Consider the following 368-nt stretch of genomic DNA (forward strand, 5'->3'; position numbering starts at 1 on the left):
TCCTCCCCGTTCGGGCCGGTCAGGTACATCCGCAGCACGCCACGCTCGACGGCGAAGCTCACCAGCGTGGGCTGCTTGCTCAGGGCCAGATCGGGACCCGCCAGCACTCCGTCCTCGGGGATCAACCGGTAGTACAAACCCAGTCCGGTCCCGGGGTCTTCAAACGAAAGAATCGACGCCCGCTCACCCCCTTCGGGCAGCTTGTAGCGCAGCACCAGCACCGTGGCCCCCTCAAGCACCGCACTCTCGCCATCGCGCAAGGCCGCCATGTTTTCATACAGGGCGTAGCCTTCCGCACTGCCGATCACCCGCACCACGTAGTTGTTGATCAGCGGTGCCTCCCGCGTCAGGAAATCCTGCGCCCGGAA

At 65.2% G+C, this 368-nt stretch carries 1 protein-coding gene; it reads right to left on the reverse strand.

Going from position 1 to position 368, the window contains the following annotated elements:
* A partial coding sequence (locus ACG2LG_RS24310; RefSeq protein WP_396263506.1) for a hypothetical protein occupies window positions 1-368 on the reverse strand: 368 nt, incomplete at both ends.

The organism is Haloferula sp. A504 (genome assembly GCF_044385805.1).
In the GTDB taxonomy this organism is placed as follows: Bacteria; Verrucomicrobiota; Verrucomicrobiia; order Verrucomicrobiales; family Akkermansiaceae; genus Haloferula.